The sequence below is a fragment of the Sporosarcina sp. E16_3 genome (assembly GCF_017347125.1).
Taxonomy (GTDB): Bacteria; Bacillota; Bacilli; order Bacillales_A; family Planococcaceae; genus Sporosarcina.
Genome location: NZ_JADPRX010000005.1, coordinates 76,457 through 97,014 on the forward strand (window position 1 = coordinate 76,457; position 20,558 = coordinate 97,014).

A 20,558-nucleotide genomic window follows, 5' to 3' on the forward strand; every position below is an offset into this window, starting at 1 on the left:
GTTAAGAGGAATTACTACTAAACAACGTTAAAATACCTGAAAAAGGAAGTGAATCCATGGGAAACTGGAATGTAAAAGCAATGGAATTACTTGAAAAGAAACCGAAGCAACAAAACTGGGGAGCAAGAAGAGCCGCAAAAGATAAGAAATATAAATCATCATCCAAATTAGTGGAAGACTATATTGTACTCGATTTTGAAACGACGGGTTTGCGTGCCGGTGCTGATAAAATCATTCAAATTGGCGCCATCAAGTATGTGAATCATGAAGTGAAAGATATGTTCAATACATTCATCAATCCCTTCCGACATATCCCAGAGGTAATTACACGACTCACAGGCATTTCAAACGAAATGGTCGAATGGGCACCAAGTATCGAGCAAAAAATTGAAGAACTGCTCGAATTTATTGGAGATTTACCAATCATTGCTCACAATGCATCGTTTGATATGGGTTTCCTTTATACACTCGACAACATCGATGGCATAAGCATTCCTGAGTATATCGTCATCGACACCGTCAAACTTGCTAGAAAAAAGATCACCGAAGCTCCGAACCACAAACTGACGACATTGACCGAGTTTTTGCAGCTCGAACATGACGCCCACGATGCCATTGGCGATTGCCTAGCGACAGCGGCCATTTATCAATATTGTGTACAAAAGCATTTTTAATAAACGCTCGCATAATCTACTAAGTCGGCTTTGATTGGTGGAAGACTTTTACGATGATCAAGGCAGGTAAATAAGCGGATGGAAAGGGGGAAATCGAGGTGGGGAAAAATATGTGGGCAATCTGTATGGCGGCAGTTTTAAGCGTGTTTTTCGGTACAACGATAGGTGAGGCCGCAGAAAATGAGCCAACACATTACATAGGGCTTCATGATCGATTATTGGACTTTAAAGACGTCCGGGTCATCGACAATGATATGAAGGTCCCGCTTAGCGAAATCACAAAAGTTCTCTACATTCCAGTAGAACAAGAAAAAGGCGTAACCTATCTTCGTAAACGTGGCATCGTAATCAGCTACGACGAATCGACGAAACTATCATCGAAAGACGGCGTAGAACTAAATTGGTCCCCAATTGTCGACGTCAATGGCACGCTCTACATCAGTGCAAAATACATCGCCAGAGAAACGGGCTTCAAAGTAGAATACATCCAAAAACTACAGACGCTGCGTATTTATCGTGATGACTACGAGCATATGAGCCACGCGGATTACGAAAAACAGGTTAAACAATTGTTGGACAAAAAACAGCAAGTCAAACCACCAGTTAAGCCGACAAAACCCAGCACGAAATCCGCCACAACTGTTTACTTGACCTTTGATGACGGCCCCAATAAATTCACAACAATTAACAACGCAACACTAAAAAAATACAACGTCCAAGGTACATTCTTCTTCCTAGGAAAACACATGAAAAACAACGAAAAAATCGTTAAAACAGTTGCCGGCGACGGCCACTACATCGGCACGCACAGCATGACACACGACAAAGACCAAGTATATAAATCCACAAAATCATTCATCGATGAAATGAACGAAGGAGCCAAACTCATCAACAAAATGACCGGCAACGATGCTAAACTAATCCGTGTCCCATACGGCAGTAAACCACACGTCACACCAGCCATGAAAAAGCAGCTCAACCAAAATGACTATAAAATGTGGGACTGGGATGTCGACTCCAATGACTGGAAATATACCGACAAAGAAGCTGATAAAATCGTCAAAAATGTCCGTGACGGTGTTGATAAAGCCAACAAATCCGGCGACCATAACATTATCGTCCTGCTACATGACCGCAGTCAAACATCAAAAGCCTTACCAGAAATTATCGAATGGTTACAAAAAGAAGGCTATACCATCAAAACATACGAACCCGAGCACCACATCATCCAAAACTTCTTAAGCGATATCACATTGTAACTAGAAAACCGCCTCTTGTAGGCGGTTTTTGTGTGGGATGAAATGGAGAACGATCAAATCCCCGGGCAAGCGATCATAAACCGTCGCCGCGCGAGCATATCCCCGGAAGAACGATCGTAAACCGTCGCCACGCGAGCATATCCCTGGGCAAGCGAGCATAAACCCAAGCAAACGATCGTAAACCGTCGCCACGCGAGCATATCCCTGGGCAAGCGAGCATAAACCCAAGCAAACGATCATAAACCGTTGCCACGCGAGCATATCCCTGGGCAAACGAGCATAAACCCAAGCGAGCGATCGTAAACCGTCGCCACGCGAGCATATGCCCGAACGAGCGATCATAAACCGTCGCCAAACGATCATATCCCCTGGCAGGCGATCATAAACCAATTAGTAAGGAAGCTTTTGGCCTCGGCCAAAAGCAGATTCAAATCAATTGCATAGATCTGAAACCCCAAACAATAAACATTCAAATCTCAAATATGAAGCGGAAAACCCTATCAAATATCAATTATTCCACTGTTTAACAAATTCATAATTCGACTTTGGTGAAAAGTATATAAACACACAAACTCTTCTGATATCATTTTATTGAGGTGATGGAAAATTGATTTATAAAAAAAGATCAATGCCGAAAAAACTAATTGGATTAAGTGCATTAATGCCCCGATTACAGCCGTCACATATCGAAATGCAAAGAGTTAGAGAGGACTTTCGAATTCGAAAAGCAGGCTATAGTGGGGAGCAACACTTTGACAAACATTTATTAGAATTCAAACCACTGTATCCACACGCTATCCTGCATGATATCTGTCTGAAACAGAACGGTGTTTATTTCCAAATGGATTCTGTTCTTATCACGCCAACTTTCATTCTTATTATCGAGGTGAAAAACATTGCTGGAAAAATCATTGTAAAATCAAACCCCACACAGTTTATCCAAGAATCCTCTGCAGGAGAAAGAAAAGTGTTGAGCAACCCCATAGCTGAGCTCGAGCGCAAGCAATTATTTCTCATTGAATGGCTCAAGCATAGGAAAATCGAAATACCGATTAGCGGGCTCGTTGCTTTCGCATTCACCAATGAGTTAATCTTGGAAACTGTTCCGGAAACTAAAATCACATTCACCAATGAAGCTCCCACTTATTTGTATTCCTTATCCGTCGATAAAGAAATTATAAGCAAAGATACCATACGGAAATTGGCATTCGAATTAAGAAATAACCATCAAGAATATGATCCTTTCCCATTAACCAGATTGATGAATATATCCCCAATCGATATTTTACCCGGAGTCATTTGTCCGGCATGCAACACCAGAGGGATGCAATGGAAGCATAGAAAATGGGCGTGCCAGACGTGTAATCACACCGGATTAGAATGTCATATTGAGGCACTTGCAGATTGGATGTGTCTCATTGGCAATCGAATAACCAATAAGGAATTCAGAAGTTTCATGTTGCTTAATGATCGACAAGTAACAACGAGATTCCTTGCTCGATCTGGACTATCACACAAAGGGAAGGGGAAAGGTAGTTTCTATGTCATGAATGAAAAAATAAATAAGCATGAGTCAGCGCTTCGTGAACATTGAAGCGTTTTTTCCATCAATAAAACTAGCAAACCCCGGTATTATAACAGTCTTCAAACTAGCAACCAATCATAAATCGCACTCGCCCGAGCATATCTCCAGGCAAGCGATCCAATCTCCCACGTAACCGAGCATATCGCCGGGCAAGCGATCAAATCTCCCATATAACCGAGCATATCCCCGGGCAAGCGATCCAATCTCCCACGTAACCGAGCATATCCCCAGGCAGGCGATCAAATCTCCCACGTAACCGAGCATATCGCCGGCCAAACGATCATATCTCCCAAGTAATCGAGCATATATCAACATCCCCCCAAAAAACTTCGCCTCCCTAAACACCTCCATCTCCAGTATAATGAACTCACAGAACAATCCAACACCAAAGGGGGAACCACCAATGGACTACCTATATAACCCACATCCATCAACGCGCCACACCGTCTTCGCAAAAAACGGCATGGTCGCAACATCACAGCCACTCGCCGCGCAAGCTGGCATTGAAATCATGCGAAGGGGAGGCAACGCAATTGACGCGGCAATCGCAACAGCCGCCGCACTTACCGTCGTCGAACCAACTTCAAATGGCATCGGCGGCGACGCATTTGCACTCATCTGGGTTAATAACAAACTGCACGGCCTCAACGCATCAGGTCCAGCGCCGCAAGCTCTCACAATTGACGCCGTAAAAGCACAAGGCCACGACAAAATGCCTGTCCACGGCCTGACACCAATCACAGTCCCTGGTGTACCAGCTGCCTGGGCGGAACTCGCACGCAAATTCGGCAAACTTCCATTAAAAGAATCACTCGAACCAGCTATCCGCTACGCCGAAGAAGGCTACCCGCTCACGCCGATTCTCGGAAAATACTGGAGCGCCGCCTACAAAAAATACCGCACTTCATTTACAACTGAAGAATTCGACGCATGGTTCACGACATTCGCACCCGACGGCAGAGCACCAGAAATCGGCGAACTATGGAAATCACCGGATCACGCCGCCACACTTAAATCCATTGGGGCATCAAACGCAGAATCCTTCTACACAGGGGAACTCGCCGACAAAATCGACGCCTTCATGCAACAACACGGCGGTTATCTCACAAAATCCGACCTGGCAAACTACCAAACGGAATGGGTAGAACCCGTCTCAACAAACTACCGCGGCTACGACGTTCACGAAATTCCACCAAATGGCCAAGGCATGATAGCACTCATGGCACTCAACATCCTAGCGGAAATGAATAGCCCAGTGCCGCACGACACGCAATCGCTTCACGAACAAATTGAGTCTATGAAACTTGCGTTCACAGATGGACAAGCATTTATTACCGAACCATCAGCTATGCCAATTAAACCCGAACACCTACTATCTAAAGCATACGCACAACAACGTGCCGCCAAAATCGCAGCAACCGCCACACACCCAGAACCATATGAACTACCAAAAGGCGGCACAGTTTACTTAGCGACCGCAGACGGGGAAGGCAACATGGTATCCTTCATCCAATCAAATTACATGGGCTTCGGCTCCGGTATCGTCATTCCCGGCACAGGAATCGCGCTCCAAAACCGCGGCGCCGACTTTTCACTAGACCCGAATCACCCGAACGCTTTAAAACCAGGCAAACGCACATTTCACACCATCATCCCAGGCTTCCTAACAAAAAATGGCCAGGCAGTAGGACCATTCGGCATCATGGGAGGTTACATGCAACCGCAAGGCCATTTCCAAGTAGCCATTAACACTATCGATTACAAACTAAATCCACAAGCAGCCCTCGACGCACCGCGTTGGCAGTGGATAAAAGACAATCTAGTCCACGTTGAACCGGGCTTCCCGAACCATCTCGCCCAAGCACTAGTAAGACTCGGCCACCAAATCCAGCCAACCCTAGACACCGGCTCATTCGGCCGTGGCCAAATCATCTGGCGCAATCCCGAAACCGGCGTCCTATCAGGCGGCACCGAATCAAGGACAGACGGAGCAATCGCCGTCTGGTAGACTTTCATCGAACCGTCATCTCCTAAAAAGGTGTATACTTAAACATCATCGTGCCCAACAAAAAACAACGTTGCCTAGTACTAGGCATACGTTGTTTTACTTAGACTAGAGTGTTTCGAAGAATCCGGCGTACGTTGTTAACTTAGACTAAAGTGTTTCGAAGTATCCGGCGTACGTTGCTAACTTAGACTAAAGTGTTTCGAAGAATCCAGCGTACGTTGTTAACTTAGGCGAAACCGTTTCGAAGTCGGCGGCGTACGTTGTGAACTTAGACTAAAGTGTTTCGAAGAATCCGGCGTACGTTGTGAACTTAGACTAAAGTGTTTCGAAGAATCCGGCGTACGTTGTGAACTTAGATTAAAGCGTTTCGAAGTATCCAGCAAACGTTGCTAACTTCGACAAAAATGTTTCGAAGTCACCAGCATATGTTGTTTTACTTAGATTAAACCGTTTCGAAGACCCCGGCATACGTTGTTAACTTAGACTAAACCGTTTCGAAGTCCACGTAATACGTTGCTAACTTCGAACAAAACGTTGCCAACTAACCCAGCAACGTTTCGAACTACCACCCAATCATCAAATCACCATACCAAAGGAGGGAATAGCCCATGTGGAAAATATACGCACTCCTCACCACCGCAATGCTCATCTGGGGATTCAATCTGCCACTCCTCAAATACCTGCTCACATACGTCGGACCAGTCACCATGACAACATTCCGGATCCTGCTCGCAGGAATAGCAGTATTCATCATCCTGGCGGCATTCAAAATGCTTCGTCTACCAACGAAAAAAGAATGGAAATACATAATAGGAGGAGCAATGCTCAACGTCGTCCTCCATCACTATTTCCTGAACATGGGACTTTTCCGCACATCCGGTACAAACGCAGGACTTATTCTTGGCCTAGGTCCCGTCCTGACAGCAATATCAGTTTCTTTGATCATGCGTAACTCGCCATCAAAAGTGCAATGGCTCGGCTTCATAATCGGTCTAATCGGCGTTAGCTCCGTCGTCCTCGCTGGTGGGGGACTCGGCGGTCTCGCACTTGGCGACGTCTTCGTATTCCTATCAATCGCGGCACAAGTGCTATCATTCCTAGTCATCGCCAAAGCAGCCAAAACGCTTGATCCGCGTATCATGACCGCTTATATGATGGTCGTCGGTAGTGCTGTATTATTCATCATCAGCCTGATCCAAGAACCCGGCGAAATCAAAGCATTCGCCACAGTACCACCCCTGTTTTGGCTCGGATTCGCAGCAAGTGGGATCATCGGCACAGCCGTTGGACACATGCTCTACAACTACTCCGTCGGAAAAGTCGGCCCATCCAAAGCCGCTATCTTTATCAATTTCAACACCATGTTCTCCTTGGCTGGCTCAGCCCTGTTCCTCGGCGAAATCATCACTTATCGCCATCTCATCGGCCTAGTCCTCATCATCGCCGGCGTTATACTAGGATCTGGCGCCGCAGAAGATCTATGGAAAAAACGTCATGCGCGCAACGTTGAGAAGATTGATAAAAACATAGTTTAGTTCCACAATCATGTTGTGAACTATCGCAAAAACGCTGTTTACATTCAACCACCACCCAATCCGCCATCCGGACCACCGGATGGCTTCCTTTATGCCCTTCAACTCTAAAAGTGAAAGTCAAAAGCTAATTGGAGAAGGGCAATCTAAGATAAAATCATGAAGTCCACAACGTATCCGTAAAACTAAGCAACACATCAATCAAACTAAGCAACGTATCAATCAAACTAAGCAACACATCAATCAAACTAAGCAACGTATCAATCAAACTAAGTAACGTATCCGTAAAACTAAGCAACACATCAATCAAACTAAGCAACATATCAATCAAACTAAGCAACGTATCACAAAAACTAAACAACACTAAGAATCCTTTCTCTAAACTCCTTGTCATCCCACTGAAAACCTGCTATCCTACCAATGAACAAAGAATAATCAGACTTCCGAAAAGGAGTGGAGACCCATCTACACAAAACGCCAACCGCCGGACGACCTCGTTCCCCTGGAAAGACTGCTGGCCCGGCTACCCGACAACCATCAGCAACACAAAACAATCAGCAACAAACTCTACCAGGCGCGAGCCGGCTATTCCGGCGAACTTAAAGTCGACCGTATCCTAAGTGAAATCGACTTCCCCAAAGGCTCCGCCATCATGAAAAACATAACCGTGGAAATCAACCCCAATTTCCGCGTCCAGCTAGACACTCTTATCCTGACCCCAAAACGAGCGATCCTATTAGAAATCAAAAATTACGCAGGCACCGTCCTGTTCGACGAAGCATCCGGAAAAACTACCAAATTGTCAGCAGACGGCGAAATCGAAAAATTCGACTGCATCATCCATCAGCTTGATCGTGCTACGTACGCCGTAGAAAAATGGCTCAACCAAAAACAAATCGATCTACCCGTAGAACCGATCCTAGTAATGGCAAATCAGCGGACCGAAATTCCCAAAATGCCCGGATCCACACCGCTCAAATTCGCCAAACAGCTACCCAGATACATCCGTGGACTTCCGGACAATCCAGATGAACTCACGCCGCGCCAAATAACGACCATTGCCAACCAACTTTATATCAACCAAGTCAAGTGGAAACGAATTCCCGCTAGCGAAAAACACAACATTTCACCATTCGAATTAAAAAAAGGTGTCCTTTGCCTAAACTGTAACGCCATCATGCCAAGGACCCAAGGGCGCACATGGATTTGCGACCCTTGCGGAAAACCCAACAAAGGCGCACTCGAACAAGCCGTCGCCGACTGGTACCTGCTCATCGGCCCAACACTCACGAACAAACAGCTTCGTCAATTTCTTGCATTAAACTCAAAATCCGCCGCCAGCATCATCTTTAGCCAGCTGCGACTAAGCCGAAAAGGCACACCCCCAAGAACAATCTACACCTGGGACTACAAACTACCACTGCATAAATAACAAAACAAAAAGCCGTCCTCTCCACCGGACGGCTACTTTTATATGCAAATCAAACCCAAAACTTCACAATGTAACGAGGGGGGGAACAACGGCCCCCGCCAAACTAAACAACATCTCTATGAAAGTAAACAACGCCCGCACCAAACTAAACAACGCTTCCGAAAAACTAAGAAACATCCTCCTAATACAGAAAGGGAAGTCCAATAAAAGATAAAATACAATAGCAATCCAAGAACATACGTATGGTACAATAAGAGAACAATAGAATAGGAAACTCAAGGGTGGTCGGCCCACTCCCGCATGAAAGGGGGTGGCGCCAATGACAGTATTCGAATCGCTAATGTTCGCAGTAGCTTTTGCAACATTAATCGTGTTGATACTCTCATTTGACCATAAAAATAAAAAATAACCCATCCTTGAGTTAGAGCTCAGATGGGTTACTACTCCAGATGGGCCGATCCCCTTGCAGGGAACCGAGCTATTGCAGGCCGTTTGACGCTCGACACGTCAAGCGGTCCTTTTTATTCTTTACTAAATCTACTTTCAATATACAGTATGCCGCAGAAGACTTCAAGAATCAGAACCGACAAATAACTTCGCAAGCGGAAGAAAGGGAAGTTAGCGAGCCAAAAGACAGTTGAAAAAGTCTTGGGCAATCAACCCCAAGAGTTCACAACGAATCAAAAAAACTTCACAACATCCCCGCCGAGCTAAACAACAACCCTTCAATAACAAGACCCAAAAAATCATTCCCCCACAACCCGCATATACTACTACCCACCAATCAAAAAGGGGGAACCACCATGTCACTCACCATCAACCCGCGCGTCCAACAAATCCAACCATCCGGCATCCGTAAAATCTCAAACCAGCTCATAAACTACCCAGACGCCATCAACCTAACCATTGGCCAACCCGACTTTCCAACGCCAGAACGCATCAAACAAGCCGCCCACAAAGCGATCGACGACAATAAAACCACCTATTCACACAACGCCGGACTCCTCGAACTCCGGCAAGCCGTATCCACCTTCTTCACCGATAAATACAGCTTTACCTACAACCCACAAACCGAAATCATCATAACAACCGGCGCCAGCGAAGCAATGGACACCGTATTCCGCACGATTCTCGAAGAGGGCGACGAGGTCATCGTACCCGCACCCACCTACACAGGCTACGAACCGCTCATCACACTCGCCGGCGCAACACCCATCTATCTGGACACAACAAACAACAACTTCATCCCTGATCCAATCCAACTCGAACAACTCATCACTTCCAAAACAAAAGCAGTCGTCTTTAACTATCCATCCAATCCAACCGGCGTCACTATCCCACGCCAAACAATGGACGAACTCGCCGCAACACTCGCAAAACACGACATCTTCATCGTCTCAGACGAAATCTACAGCGAAAACACCTTCGAAGGGGAACACCGCTCATTCGCGGAGTACCCTGAACTAAAAGACAAACTGTTCCTCATCCACGGCCTATCAAAATCCCATTCCATGACTGGCTGGCGCATCGGTTTCCTACTCGCCGCCGAAAAGTGGATGCAACAAGCCGTCAAAGTGCACGCCTACAACACCATTTGCGCAGGTGTCCCGTCCCAACACGCAGCCATCTGCGCACTAACCGAATGCCAACATACGCCTGCGGCAATGAACCCGGACTATATCCTACGCCGCGACTACATCTACACCCGGCTCACCAACATGGGCCTTCCAACCGTCAAACCGAATGGTGCATTTTACATCTTTCCTTCTATTAAAGAGTTCAACCTAACGTCCGAACAATTCGCCAGCACCTTGCTCAATGAAGCCCGAATCGCAGTCGTACCAGGCACCGCCTTTACCATCTTCGGCGAAGGCCACATCCGAATTTCCTATGCATACGCACTCGATCAACTCGAAATCGCCATGGACCGTCTCGAAAACTGGGTAACTAACTGGCGCAACAACGAACGCCACATCGTCCCAGATCCGCCGTTACTGTAACCCGCCCGGTGCCAGATACTAACACCACACACCGGCTTACATGTGCCACAATAAAGCACTCACCATGGGCATGCAGGCACAAAAAACGTACCGTACCTGATACTGGCACCGCCTTCAAAAACAAGCCCCTTGCCACCAGCAAGGGGCTTTAAAAATTGCCAAACCAAACAACATTCCACCCAAACCTCCCAACACCTCCACCAACCATAGTATAATCATAGAAAAAGGAGGCACCACCCATGAAAAAATACATCCCTTCGCTACTACTCACAGCAACTCTACTAATCTCATCCCAACCCACCGCCCAAGCCGCATCGTTTACTGACGTCCCGCCAGCACACTGGGCGCACAAAGCCATAGACAATATTTCCACCCGCGGCCTCATCAACGGCTACCCGGACGGAACCTATCGCCTTAACGAACCCGTCACCCGTGCCCAAGCCGCAAAAGTCGTCGCGCTGGCCATCAACGCCAAGCCGACAGCCGCATTCAAACCGAGTTTCCAGGACATCAGTCCGTCTCACGGCGCATACAATCACATCCGCGCACTCACCGAATGCGGCATCTTTACCGACGGGGACAAATTCCACCCGAACGAGCCACTCACCCGTGCACAAATGGCTAAAATACTTGCACTCGGCTATAACATAATCGTTGACGACAATGACCTCATTACATTTCAGGACGTCATCAAGCTCAACCAAAACTACGGCTACATCACAACACTCGCCGAACTTGGCATCACTACAACGTCACCAGGCGGCATGTACAAGCCAAACGACATCGTCACCCGCGCGCATATGGCGGCATTCATTGACCGTGCAACCAACTTCGATCTCGAACGCGAAAAGGGCGTCATCTATTATGACAAAGCCCGCAACATGTATATGGACAAGTCTAAGCCGGATCCATTACCGCCAGTCGTTGACGACCAAGACAACGCCCTAAAAACAATCGACTTTGTCAATAAACAACGGAAACAGCTCGGCGCGAAAGAACTCATTCAAGACACGAATCTATCTAAAATCGCCAAAGCCAAAGCAGAAGACATGGCCAAAAATAACTACTTCGACCATAAGTCACCGACATATGGCACTGTCGACGAAATGCTGAAAAAATTCAACTACAAATGGACCGCATATGGTGAAAATATCGCAAGGGGCTACATCGCACCCGAATCCGTCGTCAAAGAATGGATGCTGTCGCCAACGCACCGCGCCAATATCGAAAACAATACGTTCACACACATCGGCTCCGGCTACGCCACCGACGCTGAAGGAAAACCGTATTGGGTTAACCTATTTTCACAGAAATAAAAAGACTATTCATTGCTGAAATGGCAACCTATTTCCAACCTGAACGTCTTGCCAACTCCAAAAGCGGGTATAGTCTATAATATAAAGAAACTACTATAATCACGAAAGGGGGACACTTCATTGAAAAAAATCCAAACAGCACTCATCACCATCATAGCCCTGTTCCTATTCACGCCAATCGCCCAAGCGGGGAAGCTCGACGACGTCAAGTTCTTCGTCGATACCTACTACTATGGCGACATGCCAAAAAATCTCCAAACAATGAAAACTGTAGAAGAAGTCGTCAACGCACTCGACGAATACTCACGCTATATGTCCGCTGAGGAATACCATAGCTATCTATCAGCCGTTGCAGAGGACAACCAACGACCAAAAGTAATCAGTGCAAAAACCAAAACGTCAACCGAACCACTGCATCCGATTACATCATCCATACTCTACGGCAACATCGGTTACATAAAAATCGCCACCTTTTCTGCGGACTTGGGCCATCAAGTCGAACAACATTGGACAAAACTAAAAAAGGCTGGTGCAACCGAACTCATTATTGACCTTCGCTATAACGGCGGTGGCTACGTCGACAGCGCCGAGCAACTTCTAGGCTTTTACCAAGGAGTGACAGATGCCTACTACTTCAAAACACGCGAAGGCAATAAAATGATCAAACCGATTCCAACTAAAACTAAATTTCCGAAACAATCATACGTACTCGTCAACCGCTATTCTGCATCTGCATCTGAAATCGTCGCGGCATCCCTTAAAGATCAGCAAGCTGCCACAATTGTAGGTGAGACGACAAAAGGGAAGGGGACTGTCCAATCCTTCTTCGAATTCGATGATGGCGGAGCGCTTAAAATGACAATCGGTGAATTCACCGGACCTAAAAAAGCACCAGTCCATAAAAAAGGCATCACACCCACCATCAAAACCGAATCGGACAAAGAACTGATCGATATACATCTGCGACTCCTAAACGCGAGGCTTAGCAACCAGCACTACAAGAAAATGACCGAATTGAAAAACGTCCCACTAACCAAAACATTTAGCGTCCAATTTACCCAGCCTATGAACTTTAAAGACGTACAGGCGTCCAATACAATAGAACTCGTTAAAATTGGCGGCGTGGCTATCCCAGTCACATACAAACAAATCACTACCAACACAATTGAAATCATCCCGAATAAAAACTTACAACCCGGCGGATCATACGCACTAGTCATCCATCCAGGTTTACAAAACACAACAGGTCGAACAGTTAAACAGGGTTCATACGTCCCGGTCACCGTTCAAATCGCAAAATGATTCGAGATTCTTCTATTAAATAGTTCCTATGAATGACATGGACAGACCTGCTCGCATGCAGAGTGGAAGACAAGTACCCAATTGTGCTATAATCAACAAATGTTTACACAGCACAAGCAGCACCCAGAGGAGAGGACAATTATCATGAATAAAAACATAAATAAAAATATATGCGTCATCGGACTAGGCTACATCGGCCTTCCAACAGCAGTCATGTTTGCTAATAGCGGCGTCCGCGTACACGGCATGGACGTCAACGAAAAAGCAGTTACTATGATCGCCAACAAACAACTTCATATAGAAGAGAACGGATTGCAAGAGCGTCTTGAAGAAGCAATCGACAAAGGGTACTTCACCGTTTCAACACAACCCGTCGAAGCAGACGTCTACATCGTGGCCGTCCCATCGCCAATCAACCCTGACAACACAGCAAACTTGGAATACATCCGTAAAGCAACAGCATCTATCGTCCCTTACCTGAAAAAAGGGGCACTCGTTATTTTGGAATCAACTGTCCCACCAAAAACAGTCGAAAACGTTATGTTGCCTGAACTACGCAAGTCAAACCTAGAACTAGGCGTAGACCTATTCGTCTCACACTCACCTGAGCGCGTCATTCCAGGCAAGATTTTCGAGGAGCTTATTAACAATGATCGCATCGTAGGCGGTATCACACCAGAATCCGCTGAAATGACAAAAGAACTCTACCAAACGTTCGTCCAAGGGGAAATCCACCTGACTGACGCAACAACGGCTGAACTCGTCAAAGTAATGGAAAACACCTATCGCGACGTTAACATCGCTTTTGCCAATGAACTCGCAAAAATCGCAGAAACAATCGACGTCGACGTATGGGAAGCCATTCGCTTTGCCAACTTCCACCCGCGCGTCAACATCCATACGCCAGGCCCAGGTGTTGGCGGACACTGTATCGCAGTAGATCCATGGTTCTTGGTGGAATTAAGCCCGGAAAACTCGGACATCATTAAGAAGTCACGTCTAACGAATAACGGCATGCCGAAATTCACAGCGCAAAAAGCACAAATGCTTCTCGAGCAGCATGGTATTAAAAATGGTAAAGTTGCTGTACTCGGTCTTGCATTCAAAGCAGACGTCGATGACTTGAGAGAAAGCCCTTCAACGGAAGTTATTAAGGAACTTCAAAACTTGAATATCACAGTCACATCATTCGATCCACATATTAAAGAATTGCAACATCCGACGCAACGAGCATCACTAGGAGAAGCTGTTCAAGATATTGACTTAATTATCCTAACGACGGATCATACAGAATTTAAAAACCTCAATCCAGAGACATTGAACACTGGCGATACAAAGCCACTCGTACTCGATACGAAAAACGCACTTAACCGGGACAAGTGGGAACAAGCTGGATTCCGTTTCTTTAAGCTTGGCGACGGCAAAAACAAAGGACTTTCTTCTATATGAAAGAGACCATTTTAGGCGTAAAGGTCAACACCGAAAACTACGACGAGTTAATACCGAAAGTCTTCCAAAACATTGAAGACAAAAAGAAATCACTCGTTGTTGCCATCAATCCCGAAAAGCTAATGAAAGCAAAAGAAGACCCGGGACTGAAAGCGCTCCTTAATAGAGCGGAGTTCCAAATCCCGGACGGCATTGGCGTCATTATTGCGTCCAAATTAAAAAAGGGAAGTATCTCGTCACGCATTACCGGAATCGACATGATGGACCGCATCGTTAGGGAAGCAGCACGTACTGGACGTGCCATTTTCCTATACGGTGCGAAACCAGGTGTTGCTGATAAGGCGGCGCAACAGCTACAACAAACCTACCCAGATCTTATCGTCGCCGGAACACAAGACGGCTATGAATCTGATTCTAGTAAAATAATAGACTCTATTAACAAAGCCAAACCCGATATCCTATTCGTTGCGATGGGCTCTCCTAAACAAGAGCAATGGATCGAACAAAATAGAGACAACCTATACCCAACCTTGTATCAAGGCGTGGGTGGTTCATTCGACGTGCTTGCAGGCAACGTCAAACGAGCACCCGCCGCATATCAACGAATGGGCGCTGAGTGGCTATACCGTCTATTAAAAGAACCAAGTCGCCTAAAAAGGCAAATGAATCTACCAAAATTCTTATTTGAAGTTTTCAAGCAAAAATGAGGTTGACACTCTTGTAATCTAGTTATGGTGATGCTAGAATACTTAAGTGTAAGGATAATTTCCTCTATAAAATATATAACAAACGCCATGCAGATCAAAATTTGGTTGGTTGACCACACAAAAAGACTCGAACAGTTCCCATCTGTTCGAGTCTTTTTTGTCTTGAAAAGCGGAAGGCGCCAAACGCCTCTTCGGATGCCAGTTACTTACACCCAAAGTTCAATCCTTTCTGTCAGGGAAGGAAACCATTTTCTACCATGGTCTCGATGCAGAAAGAATAAATTTGACGTTTATGTAGACCAAGAAAACCATATAAGTCTCACTTAAACGCGCATAGGTAAGGGAAAAGACTGGATTCCGAGAAAATATTTCCGAATACATAAACAGTGGTAACTAGACACTAACAATTGAAATGGTTCTGTAACTTTCAGTCAATAACAGTAAAATACTTGATATATATCTAATATGAGATAGAATGGTAGAAGCGGCTCAGAAATCTATTAAGATTTCCTACGGGATTTACTATATTACTAACTTGTAATTGACATCCTAGTCGTAACTATCTATACTTTAATCTGTAATGACTTCTATCTTTCATTTTGCCGTGGAAGTAGTTGACACAAATTTATTTTCTATCTAAGAGGAGGAAATTATTCAATGGCTAACCAACCATCTAAGTACAGCAAATTTTTAGTAGGGGCTGCATCAGCAGCACTAGTAGCATCCGCAGTAGCACCAGTAGCATTCGCGGCAGATTTCAAGGATACGAAAGGTAACACGCACGAAACAGCTATCAACGCTCTTTCTGATGCAGGCGTTATCTCTGGATACCCAGACGGTACATTCCAACCAAACAAAACACTAACACGTTCTGACGTTGTTAAATTGTTGGGTAAATGGCTTGTAGCTGAAGGCGCAACGATTCCAACTGACGCGGTTTCAAACCCACGTTTCACTGACCTAAAATCTACATCTAACAAAGAACTTCTTGAGTATGCTGCAGTTGTTAAAGACAACGGCGTATTCAACGGAAGCAACGGCCGTCTATTGGCTGCTGACAACATCTCACGTGAAAACATGGCAGTTGTTCTTGTACGCGCATTCGATAGCGTAAAAGGCATCGACCTAGTTACTTATGTAAAAGCTCAAGACGCTAAAGATTTCAAAGCTGACGTTAAAGACCTGTCTTCTGCAAAAGCTGAAGCACAAGGTGCAATCAACGTTCTTGATTTCTTCGACATCACGAACCCGGCGGTTGCTAACTTCAATCCAAAAGGCAACACAACTCGTGGACACTTTGCAACATTCCTTCACAAATCAGTTGAAACTGACTTCTCTAAAGTGACTGGCGTTGCTAACGCAGCTGTAGCATCTATCAAAGCTGTTAACACTACTACTGTTGAAGTAACTTTCAAAGATGCTATCATCGACATCAACTCTCTTAAATTTGCTGTTGAAGGTCTAGAAGTTTCTAACGCAGTAGTTAAACAAACAGATGCTAAAACTGTTATTTTAACAACTGCTACACAAGAAGGCGGAAAGAAATACGAAGTTACTTTGAATGCTAAGAAACTGGGTTCATTTGAAGGTATTTCTGCAGTAATTCCAGCTTCACTTAAATTGAACACGACTTCACTTCAATCTAAAGTGGGTAATCAAGTAATCCTATCTGCTGATATCGGCGTAAAAGCTGCTGGTGTTCCAGTAACATTTAATGTAACTCCAAATGCTGCTTTAAACAAAGCACAAGTTGAAGAAGTTTACACAAATGCAGAAGGTATTGCGACATTCTCATACACTCAATATACAAATGGTGAAGATTTCGTAGCAGCTTACCCTACAGGTGCTCCAACGAAACGCGACTTCGCTACAGTTTACTGGGGCGTTGATAACATCCTAACAATCGAAGAAGATAAAGCAGGAAGCGCTGTTGCAAACGGAACGAAAAAAGTATACACAGTTACGTACCTTGACCCACAAACAGGTCGTCCAGTATCTAATGCAGATCTAAATGTTTCATTTGTTGAAAACGTTGATGTAGATTATTCTGCGGTTGCAAAAGCAACAGTTACTGATTCACGTACTGGATTTACGACAACTCCTTACCAAGCGAAAAACGGTCAAAAAGAAGCTTTAAGCATTAAAACAGATTCTAAAGGTAAAGCGACATTCACAGTATCTGGGACAAACGTTGCGGTTACTCCGTTCGTATTCGTTGATAAAAACTCAGCAATTGGTAAAAATGATGGAAATAATGTCTTCGACAAAGAAGAATTGAAGCAAGAAGCATCTAAAGTAGCATTTGCTGGAGCACAATTGAACTACACACTTGACATTACTCGTGATGGAGAGCAAGAAGCTGCATCAGGTATTGAAAACGGTCGTGTGTATAAAGTTAAAGTTGCTGATCCTAAAAACGAAAACAAACCATATGCTGGCGGTGTAATCAACGTAGGTCTTGATGAGCTACTTGACCGCAACATGAGCACGAACTCTGAAGCGAAATTTACAAATGTACCAAATTCAACTTCAGTTACTGCTCGCACAGGTTCAAATAATCAACAAGTAACAATTAAACTAGATTCTAAAGGTGAAGGTTCATTCGTTCTTTACGGAGCTAACAATGACCTAGGTACACCAGTAATTTGGATCGACCAAAACACTTCTGTTAACACACAAGCTGGCGTACTTGAAGATGGCGAGCCATTCAAAGTATCAGAAACAACATTCTTCCAAGCACAACGTGTTATGGGTGCGGAATTGAATGCAGTGAATAAAGCTGGTAAAGATGCAAAAGACTTCCCGAAAGCGGATTACGGTACATTCACATTCGATATCTTAAATCAGAGTGGCAATCCAATTGGAAACTACACTGGTAAAGTAACACTTGAAATCGTGAATACAGGTGCTTCAAATCTTACACTTACTGAAATCGACCAACTTGTTGACCAAGATGGTAAAGATATTCTTGGTACAAAAGTAATCGAAGTTGGCGGATCATTAGTAGTTGTTGCTGATATCGTTAACGGTAAAGCAGACCTTCGTCTTGATGCAGTAGGTGCTACTTCGGCAGCTATTACTGCTCATGCAGTAACAGGTTCAAACTGGACTGTTGCGGGCGTTAGCAAAACAGATGACCGTAACTTTAATACAGCTGTTTACGCTGAAACGTTCAAAGCTACATTCAGCGGAGAATACATCCCTGCGAACTTTACAGGTACAGTGGTTGCTGTTAATAAAACAGACAAATTGGTTACTTTATTATTCGGCGGTTCAGAATATACACTTTCATACAAGGATGCTCAGTACTATTTCCTAACATCTTCAGTAGAAAGCACACCTGAATTCTTTAACACTGAACTTACTGTAGGAGACTTAGTGACATTCACTAAAGCTGCGGACGATAAATCTAAGAATAAATTTGATATTATCCAAAACAATGCTGCTCCTGGTTCATCGCAAAACATAACATCTGCAGTATTAGCAGCAGATGGAACAACATTAACACTAACATTTGGTGAGGCTGTTAAAGCTGCAAGTGTAATCGCTGGAGACTTCACAGTTGCAGGTGGAACAGTTGCTTCCCTAGTTCCAATGACTGGAGATTCTAAAACAGTTGTATTGAATGTTACAGGAACTCCTACTACAGTAAGTGCTGCTGCGAATACATTCGAGTATGTTAGTGGTAATCTGAATGCTGCAATTACTGCACATGCTATTACTAATGTACCTGGAGCTAAGATCAGCCCACTAACTATTACAACTGCAAACAAAGTAGCAGTTACTGGCACAGATGCTGTTGCAACAACTACAGTTGATACTGTACCTGTAACGTTCACAGTACTTACTGCTAACGGAGCAGCGAAATATAATGGTCTTACATTCAAGTTTGAACAGGGCACTATATTATCTGCTGCTCAGGCTGGAAATGTTGTAACAATTAAATTGGCTCCTACAGCGGCGAATAATACAAAAGCTGCTATTGAAGGGGTAATTCAAGCTTTACCTGCATTCGGTAACTATAATTTCGCGAATGTTCTAGTTACTACTGCTGGTAATTTTAATGGTACAGTTGTAGGAACTGACGCTGTATTGGCTAACGGTCTTGATACTGTAGGTCCAACTGCTGGTGTTTATGCATTCACTCTTAACTCTAACCTAGTTACAGGTGATGTAGTGACTGTTAACGGTAAAGCATATGTTGCAGGAAATCACTTTGCTGTAGGAACAACACCAACTGTTACAGCTCAAAAATTGGCTGCAGCTATTAAATTAGCAGATGCACGCTTTACAACAGTAAATGATGCTGCTGGAGTAATTACTCTAACAGATGCTAACATTGACGGTGCAGCTGCTCCAACACTTAAACTTAACTAAGTTTAATATTAGGGCAACGGTCACAAGTTTTGGATATCAGGTTCTAATACAATTCAGATAACTCTCTTCGAGAAGTCTGAGCTGAGAATATAAGACAAGTCCCTTTACGTCATTCGTGGCGTAGGGGGACTTTTCCGTTTTCAATACTATTTCAGCACACAATTCCTTCCCTCGTGCATTCCCCGTGTGAAAAGACCGTTTCTCTGTCGGTTCCAAGTTGATTCTTTGCTGTTGTCGTAGTGGAATTTGGCTAAATTTCGGGTCGACCACTGTGTATGATACTATTTAGACAATTCACTACAATTTAATATTTATTAGTTGGCGAGTAGAGAAATAGCTAACCATCTAAAGTTCTATGAGTTTTTATGTAATTTCGTGAATTGTTGTTTGTTTTTTGTTGCACAGGCACGCACACAATTAGAATGCTTCATGAAGGTTTCGGTACCAGTGCTAAGGCAATTTGACACCTCATCTAGGGGCTTTTCTTTTACCTACCATTCTATACTTCTACTATTTCCTATTTTAAGCTGAGTAAACTGGAATCATAAAACTGTTAAGATTGTAATGGTTTTGCATTCTCTTGAAATGTTTCGTAATGAAATAGTTAATTTAGTGTCTAGGCAACTTCAATTCCGTTTTAACTGCTGTTTCATCCATATATTATGAACCTGAAAATAAACATGAATACCCTACTTCCATCACCGGAGGTAGGGCTATTTCTAATGGATAAGGAAAATAGTTGAAGAACTAAGAATCAGATGTGTAGCAGTTGGAATTGGTGGTAGTGAAGGAAGGTGAGAAGCGTTTACCAGATAAATGAGTGGATATTTTGTCATTGCGGTTGGTAAAGGAAATGTGTCTGTTGTACAAGAATCGTACGACTAAATTACAGGTATCCGTTCGTGGCACTATTCAGT

14 protein-coding genes are annotated in these 20,558 nt (G+C 44.4%); 13 read left to right on the top strand and 1 reads right to left on the bottom strand.

Going from position 1 to position 20,558, the window contains the following annotated elements; all coding sequences use genetic code 11:
* Positions 1–56 precede the first annotated feature (56 nt).
* The 5 genes from I2483_RS05800 to I2483_RS05820 all read left to right on the top strand — a co-directional run bounded on the left by I2483_RS05800 (position 57) and on the right by I2483_RS05820 (position 7,061).
* The gene (locus I2483_RS05800) at positions 57–674 is read left to right on the top strand and encodes a 3'-5' exonuclease (RefSeq protein WP_207174358.1); all 618 of its coding nucleotides are present in this window, start codon (positions 57–59) and stop codon (positions 672–674) included.
* A 98-nt stretch (positions 675–772) separates the two neighbouring features.
* Positions 773–1,933: a polysaccharide deacetylase family protein gene (locus tag I2483_RS19630; RefSeq protein ID WP_207174359.1), complete on the top strand. Its 1,161-nt coding sequence runs from the start codon at positions 773–775 to the stop codon at positions 1,931–1,933.
* A gap of 607 nt (positions 1,934–2,540) precedes the next feature.
* Positions 2,541–3,527, top strand: coding sequence for a nuclease-related domain-containing protein (locus I2483_RS05810; protein WP_207174361.1), 987 nt, complete (start codon positions 2,541–2,543; stop codon positions 3,525–3,527).
* Between the two features lie 394 nt (positions 3,528–3,921).
* Positions 3,922–5,526, top strand: coding sequence for a gamma-glutamyltransferase family protein (locus tag I2483_RS05815; RefSeq protein ID WP_207174363.1), 1,605 nt, complete (start codon positions 3,922–3,924; stop codon positions 5,524–5,526).
* Positions 5,527–6,134: 608 nt separating this feature from the next.
* The gene (locus I2483_RS05820; RefSeq protein ID WP_207174365.1) at positions 6,135–7,061 is read left to right on the top strand and encodes a DMT family transporter; all 927 of its coding nucleotides are present in this window, start codon (positions 6,135–6,137) and stop codon (positions 7,059–7,061) included.
* Between the two features lie 154 nt (positions 7,062–7,215).
* On the opposite strand, the gene I2483_RS05825 is transcribed toward I2483_RS05820, so the two are convergent.
* On the bottom strand, positions 7,216–7,452 hold the full coding sequence (locus tag I2483_RS05825) for a hypothetical protein (protein ID WP_207174367.1): 237 nt from the start codon (positions 7,450–7,452) through the stop codon (positions 7,216–7,218).
* Between the two features lie 159 nt (positions 7,453–7,611).
* Between I2483_RS05825 and I2483_RS05830 the strand changes: the two genes are divergently transcribed.
* The 8 genes from I2483_RS05830 (at position 7,612) to I2483_RS05860 (ending at position 19,641) form a co-directional block, all read left to right on the top strand.
* Positions 7,612–8,490 (top strand): nuclease-related domain-containing protein, encoded by an 879-nt coding sequence (locus I2483_RS05830; RefSeq protein ID WP_346267702.1) that lies wholly within the window; start codon positions 7,612–7,614, stop codon positions 8,488–8,490.
* 319 nt (positions 8,491–8,809) lie between these two features.
* A complete protein-coding gene (locus I2483_RS19330; protein ID WP_255550280.1) occupies positions 8,810–8,899 on the top strand; it encodes a putative holin-like toxin in 90 nt (29 codons plus the stop codon).
* A 394-nt stretch (positions 8,900–9,293) separates the two neighbouring features.
* Positions 9,294–10,490, top strand: a complete 1,197-nt coding sequence (locus I2483_RS05835) for an aminotransferase class I/II-fold pyridoxal phosphate-dependent enzyme (RefSeq protein WP_207174369.1) — start codon at positions 9,294–9,296, stop codon at positions 10,488–10,490.
* 239 nt (positions 10,491–10,729) lie between these two features.
* Positions 10,730–11,806: an S-layer homology domain-containing protein gene (locus I2483_RS19635; RefSeq protein ID WP_207174371.1), complete on the top strand. Its 1,077-nt coding sequence runs from the start codon at positions 10,730–10,732 to the stop codon at positions 11,804–11,806.
* A gap of 120 nt (positions 11,807–11,926) precedes the next feature.
* The gene (locus I2483_RS05845) at positions 11,927–13,108 is read left to right on the top strand and encodes a S41 family peptidase (RefSeq protein WP_207174373.1); all 1,182 of its coding nucleotides are present in this window, start codon (positions 11,927–11,929) and stop codon (positions 13,106–13,108) included.
* A 156-nt stretch (positions 13,109–13,264) separates the two neighbouring features.
* A complete protein-coding gene (locus I2483_RS05850; protein WP_207174422.1) occupies positions 13,265–14,557 on the top strand; it encodes a nucleotide sugar dehydrogenase in 1,293 nt (430 codons plus the stop codon).
* Positions 14,554–15,264, top strand: a complete 711-nt coding sequence (locus tag I2483_RS05855) for a WecB/TagA/CpsF family glycosyltransferase (RefSeq protein WP_207174375.1) — start codon at positions 14,554–14,556, stop codon at positions 15,262–15,264. Before I2483_RS05850 ends, I2483_RS05855 begins: the two co-directional genes overlap by 4 nt.
* 657 nt (positions 15,265–15,921) lie before the next feature.
* The gene (locus I2483_RS05860; protein ID WP_207174377.1) at positions 15,922–19,641 is read left to right on the top strand and encodes an S-layer homology domain-containing protein; all 3,720 of its coding nucleotides are present in this window, start codon (positions 15,922–15,924) and stop codon (positions 19,639–19,641) included.
* Positions 19,642–20,558 lie beyond the last annotated feature (917 nt).